Origin of the sequence: Streptomyces sp. NPDC006552, from assembly GCF_040611655.1 — a bacterium.
Lineage (GTDB): Bacteria > Actinomycetota > Actinomycetes > Streptomycetales > Streptomycetaceae > Streptomyces.
Genome location: NZ_JBEXOS010000038.1, coordinates 69,231 through 75,230, shown reverse-complemented (window position 1 = coordinate 75,230; position 6,000 = coordinate 69,231). Strand labels below are relative to the sequence as shown.

Genomic DNA, 6,000 nt, shown 5'->3' with positions numbered 1-6,000 from the left:
CGCTGTCGGGTAGAACGGCTTGGAGCAGTGGACTGCGTTCGTCGGTGTAGAGGGACAGGGCGCAGGCCGCTCGCGCGTCGGCTACCAGGGCAGCGAGCTCCTGGTACTGGGTCTCATCGACGGTCACGTCTCTGACAGTTCCGTCCTTCGTCTCCCAGACGAACTCGATGTGCCATTCGGACGGCAGTGCGCTCAGGACCGCGCCGACGTCGGGTTGCAGGTCGGGCCAGACGGTGAGCAGGGCGCGCGGGCCGAGACCGGCGCGCACCGTGTTGAGGTTTTCCGTGGTGAGACGGTGCCAGCGTGTGGCGTTGACGATGTGGGTTTCCTCCAGGAGCAGGCCCTGTCGCGTCGCCAGCTCGGTGCGTACCGACGCCCAGAAGCCTTCGTCGGCGGCTTCTGTCACCTCAGGTTCCGCGGCGTAAGGGGAGGCCGGCAGCTGTTCCGCGAAGAGGCCGAGTTCCCGCGTACGGGCCACGGCGTCCGTGCAGGGTCGGTCGCTGCCCACGTACACGTACTGGTCCCATCCGACGTGCACGGTAAAAGCGTCTCCCGCCTCCAGCCGACACCAGGCGCCCTGCTCACGGAGCATGCCGCGGATCAGCTCCAGGGCTACCGCCAATGAGACCTCGGCTCCGTCGTGGTAACCGGTGAGGTCAGCCGGGAAGAGCCCGCTAAGACCGTGTCCCTCGACCGCCGGCTGGGCACCGAAGTGGACGATCCCGGTGACGGAGGGCTCACGGATCTCCAGCCGGTCGATGCCCGCAGCTTCCGCGAACGCGGAGATTGCCTCCAGGTATGCGGCCTCGATTGGCCCGTGGTCACTGGCCGCCTCCTCCGCGCCCCGGTAGCTGCCGTGTTCGTCACGGTCGGCGGGGTCGTACTTCGTGATCCGGTGAACGAAGGCAGGCGGCATGCTACTCCTGGACAAGGTGGAAGGTAGCGCCAGCGTAGGTCCCGAGCCGAACTCGCAGTTCCCAGTTCCGCTACACGGCCCGACAGGTCTTTCTGGTGACCGAAAGACTGCCGAATGAGCGCCTGTGACAAGTCGGATGCCTCGCGTGTGACAACCAGGCTGCCTCGGTCGTCCCCACTCACCAGCTCAGCCGGTCCCGCTGGTGACAACTCCTGAGCTTCGGCTCAACGACATAACCGAGGTAGGCACTCGACTCACTTGGTCGCCATCGTAAGACGGAAGGCCCGGGCCCGGCGCCCGGGCCTTTGTCGTGCGCGAACTTGTATCCCGGCCGCGGCCTGGTCCTCGTCCGGCTTCGGGCAGAGCAGGGCCTGGTCTGTGGCGCTGACGGCCATCCGGGAGCCGACGGGCGCGGCCGCGTCGACGCCGTCGTCCAGGAGATCGTGCTCGATGCAGTCGGCGTCCAGGTGCCAGCCCTCGCGAACCAGCAGCTCCAACTACCGCTCGAACACCTCCGCGCCCTCGGTGAGCCCCAACGCACGCAGACCACACCCAACACCACCAAAGCCATGTAACTGCTGCGCGGCAGCCGGCCATACGCGCCTCAACGACACCGAAAGCCGCCATTAGACGACTCCACCGTCAACGAGCACGCATCTACGTACCGCTCCCAGCACCCGGCGGCCAAAGACGCCGCGCCCTGCACCACGTCACCCACTCTCCGCCCCCGGCAACCCCGGGGGCTTCATGCTGCCCGGAGGACCGACGTGCCGACCTACGAGACCCTGCCGCGCTTCGCCACCGACCTGGACCGCCTCACCCCAGAACAGCGCCACCGCTTCCGCCAGACCGTGGCGGCCTTCGTCGAGGACCTGCGCACCGGTCGCTTCCGCGCCGGCCTGCGAGAAGCACGCGGGTTCGCGGAATCTGGGGAGTGCCCACGCTTGAACCCGAGTGTCGGAGGTGCCAGGGGCGGGCTTTGCGAGCGGGTTCGCAGGGTTGATGGGTGGCACCGTGGACGTCGGGTGCTGATCGCACGCTATGGAGCGCTTGTTACCGCGCTACCATCGCGCAGCCCAGTCGTTGCTTATGGTGTGAACAATTCAACCCGGGCGTCCGCAGGTACCCTTCTGCGTCTCCATGACGTCCGTAAGGCTTATGGCCGGCGCCCGGTATTGCGCGGGGTAAGCCTGGACGTGCCGCGGGGCTGTCTGCTGGGCATCGTCGGCGCGAACGGCGCCGGCAAGAGCACACTGCTGCGCATTTTGGCGGGTCAGGCCGCGGGCGACAGCGGGACGGTCCAGTGCCGAGGGCGGATCGGATACTGCCCGCAGAACACTGTGCTGCACCCGGCATTCACGGTCGCTGAGCACGTGAGGTCCTTCCAGGCCGCCTACCGGCTCGAAAGCTGTGCGCGCGTGAGGGAGCTGCTGGAAGAGCTGGGCTTCGACGAGAGCCCTCGCAGCCGCATGCACACGCTCAGCGGCGGGACACGGCAGAAGCTGAACCTGGCCCTGGGGCTCATGCACGACCCTGAGGTGCTGCTCTTGGATGAGCCGTATCAGGGTTTCGACTGGGAGACCTACCTGCGGTTCTGGGACATCGCTCAGAGGCTGAGGGAGCGGGGCCGGGCGGTCGTGGTCGTCTCCCACCTCGCCTACGACCGCGAGCGTCTGGACGTGCTGCACCGGCTCCAGGACGGCGTTCTGGCCGTCGACCACAGCAGCGCCGCGGGAAGGGTCGCATGAGCCGACGGCAGTCTCCGGTCACCGCGGTGCACGACGACGCCTCCAGTTCAACCGGGCGGACCGGGCCGGTCAGGAACTGCTTCTCCGCACGGGCGGCGCTGCGGATCTGAACGCCCATACGGCAGCCCGCGTCCAGGGGGTGCTGGAGGAGTGCGGCGCCCGCCAAGCGGTGGAAGACCTCCTCCAAGAGCGCCACCACCAGGCCCTGGAACGCCTGAACCGCGCCCACCTGCCTGTCACGGCGGCATTCACGCTGCGCGACCTGATCCAGGCCGTACACAACCGAACCGCATGACAGGCGTGCTCTCGCAGTGACCGTGTCCTGTCACCCGTGCGCACCCCTGGGGCCAGAGTCGGCCTCCCACCGAATTCGTGGAGTGAAAGTGTCAACGACCCAGCACAACCCTGGCCACCTGCCCCGGTCGCAGGACGGCACCCCGACCGCCGCCCGACGCGGCGTCACCGGGCGTGCCGCATGAGGTGGTGGGGGCGGTGTCTGGGGACAACGGTGCGCCACGCTGCGCTGGAGCAGGCCCGCAACCGGCTCGCGCTAGTCCTGGTGCTCTTCTTCGTTCCGCTGTGGCTGACGCTCGCCTACCAGGTCCTGCCCAGCGATCCGGTCCGGTTCTTCCTGCGCGCGGCCGATCAGCCCGTGGCCCTGGGTGCCAACACGGTCAGCCAGTTGTCCGGTGGGCTGCACTCCCTCGGGCTGATCGTCGGGTTCATGATGTTCCTCGCTGCCAGCCGCTCCGCGGAATTCGACCACCGCATGGTGCTCGCCGGCTACCCGCGCATCTGCCTGCTGCTGGCTCGCAGCACCGTACTGCTCCTCACCGCGGCACTGACCGCCTCGTATGCCACGGCATGCGTGTGCTTCTTCTACCGGCCTGAGCGCCTGGACGTCCTGGCGGCGGCGTTCATGGTGGGAGCCCTGACGTACGGGGGCGTCGGGATCCTCCTGGCGGCGCTGCTGCGCAGTGAGCTGGCGGGGATGTTTGCCGTCATCATGCTGAGCTTCATCGATCTGACGCTGCAGAACCCCGTCGCCAACCCTTCTGCGGACAGTCCGCTGCTGAAGTGGCTGCCCGCCTACGGGGCGATGCAGTCCGCCGTGTCCGCGGTCGACCTCACCCACACCCCCTGGCGGCACCTGTTGCTCGGCCTGTGCTGGTCGGCAGGACTGACCGCCGCAGGCCTGGCTGCTTTCACCGCCCGCACCAGCCGGCGCACCATCACACAGAGACTGCTGGGCGGGCGCGCCACCAGGCCCCGCGGCCGCCAGATCGCCCTGCGTCTACTGCACCCGGTCCGCATGTATGTCTACCGCCAAGCCGGTATCCACGACCCCACGGTCCTCACCGGCTACGAAATCTGCCGTCGCCTGATGCACCGGTCGGGTCCGGTAGAAGCAGCTCTCACCAAGCTCCTGCCCGGCCGGCTGCGACCGTTGTTCTGGGCCATGTACGGATACGGCCGGCACATCGACGACCTCTCCGACACCCAGCACCTCGACCGGCAGGAACGAGTCGAACGCGTCAGCCGATTCAGCGGACTACTGGAGGTCGATCTGCGGGCAGGCCACAGCGAAGACCCCCTGCGCGCGGCCCTCGTGCACGCCGTATGGACTTGGGACCTGCCGAGCGACGGAGTAACGGCAGCCAACGCCGTATACCGCCAGGACGCCAAAGGCCAGAGCGCCATCACCTCCTGGGACGACTGGTACACCTACTGGCACACCATCACCTTCCCCTTCGGCGTGAAGCGCCTGATGGCCCTGCTCACCACCCCCGGCTTGGCCTTCACGCCCGACGACGCCCAGGCACTGCGCGTGTGGACCGACGCGCTCAACCTCATCGACGCGCTGCGCGACCTACGGGAAGACGCCGAGGAGGGCTTCGTCAGGCTGCCCGCCGTCGTGCTCGACGAGCACGACGTCAGCCCTGAGGACCTCGCCCACGGCCGGGCGGACGGCCGGTATGCCGACATGGTTCATGCCATGACCGCCCAGGCCCGCCAGTGGCTGGCTCAGGCCGCGACCGTCGGCGCCCAGCACCCACCCCTGGCCGCAGCCCTGCAGACCGTCATCGACCTCCACCTGCTCGAACTGGACCGCATCGACCGCCAACCCCACGCACTGCTGCAGAGCCGCTCCCGGGCTAACCCGGTCCGCTTCCACCTCACGCTGGCCCGCGGCCGACTCCGCACGGCCAGGTCCTGGCACCGCCACACCCAGATCGCTGCCACCCCTCGTGCCACCATCCACCTGCCGCACCCCGCAGAAGGCGACCACGACACAGCGCGCACGCCCCCTCCGCTCCCACCGGTGCCCCACCCCAGTGGTGTCCAGCCGCCCCAACTCCCCGCCCACCTGATCCCCCAACACGTGGCGATCATCATGGACGGCAACGGACGATGGGCCACCCACCAAGGCCAGCCGCGCACCGCCGGCCACAAAGCCGGCCAGCTCGCGGTGCGGGACGTCATCTACGGCGCCCTCGAAATCGGCCTGCCCCACCTCAGCCTGTACACCCTGTCCTCGGAGAACTGGGCACGCCCCGCCGCTGAGATCCAGGCCATCCTGCGCCTGATCAAGGACTGCCTCGTCATGGAAACCGAGGAAGTCTGGCGACGCGACGTCCAGCTGCGCTGGTCCGGCCTCCCCGAAGGACTGCCACCGGACCTGGTGCACGCGCTGCGCCAGACCGAGCACCTCACACGCCACCGCACCGGCCTGACCGTGAACATGTGCATCAACTACGGCGGCCACAGCGAAATCACCCAAGCCGCATGCGAACTCGCCCGTCAAGCGGCCGCGGGGACCATCCAGCCCGACGACATCACCCCCCGCCACCTTGCCGCCCACCTCCACCACCCCGACCTGCCGGACGTGGATCTGCTCATCCGCACCGGCGGCGAACAGCGCACCTCGAACTTCCTGCCCTGGCAGTCGACCTACGCCGAACTCGTCTTCCTCGACACCCTGTGGCCGGACACCGACCGCACCCACCTGTGGCAGGCCATCGACACCTACACCCGCCGCGACCGTCGCTTCGGCACCAACCCCTCCCCACCCACCACCCCCGACGAACAAGCCCGCATCAGGTGATCATGCGTGACCTGTACTGGCCACCCTGTCCTTCGAGGACCTCGACCCCGTCCCGTTCACGGTCGAGGTCCACGGTGACCCCGGAATCATCTGCGCCACGGCCAACGCCCCACTCACGGAATCCCGCTCCAACCCAATCGAGCGTCATCGAGCGCACCCCAGCGCACGACCGCCCCAACCAACCAGCACCGCTGAGCAGACCACGTCACCGACGCCCTTCAACACGAGCA

The 6,000-nt window shown here is 68.4% G+C and carries 4 protein-coding genes; 2 read left to right on the top strand and 2 right to left on the bottom strand.

What is annotated here, in order from left to right; genetic code table 11:
- The coding region (locus tag ABZY33_RS22180) for an RNA-binding protein (protein WP_356493344.1) at window positions 1-916 on the bottom strand (916 nt) is incomplete at its 3' end.
- 254 nt (window positions 917-1,170) lie between these two features.
- Window positions 1,171-1,413, bottom strand: coding sequence for a hypothetical protein (locus ABZY33_RS22175; protein ID WP_356493343.1), 243 nt, complete (start codon window positions 1,411-1,413; stop codon window positions 1,171-1,173).
- 597 nt (window positions 1,414-2,010) lie between these two features.
- Here ABZY33_RS22175 and ABZY33_RS22170 point away from each other — a divergent pair.
- Both ABZY33_RS22170 and uppS read left to right on the top strand, forming a co-directional pair.
- The gene (locus ABZY33_RS22170) at window positions 2,011-2,664 is read left to right on the top strand and encodes an ABC transporter ATP-binding protein (RefSeq protein ID WP_356493348.1); all 654 of its coding nucleotides are present in this window, start codon (window positions 2,011-2,013) and stop codon (window positions 2,662-2,664) included.
- A gap of 508 nt (window positions 2,665-3,172) precedes the next feature.
- Window positions 3,173-5,770, top strand: a complete 2,598-nt coding sequence (gene uppS, locus ABZY33_RS22165; protein WP_356493342.1) for a polyprenyl diphosphate synthase — start codon at window positions 3,173-3,175, stop codon at window positions 5,768-5,770.
- The last annotated feature ends 230 nt before the right edge of the window (window positions 5,771-6,000 follow it).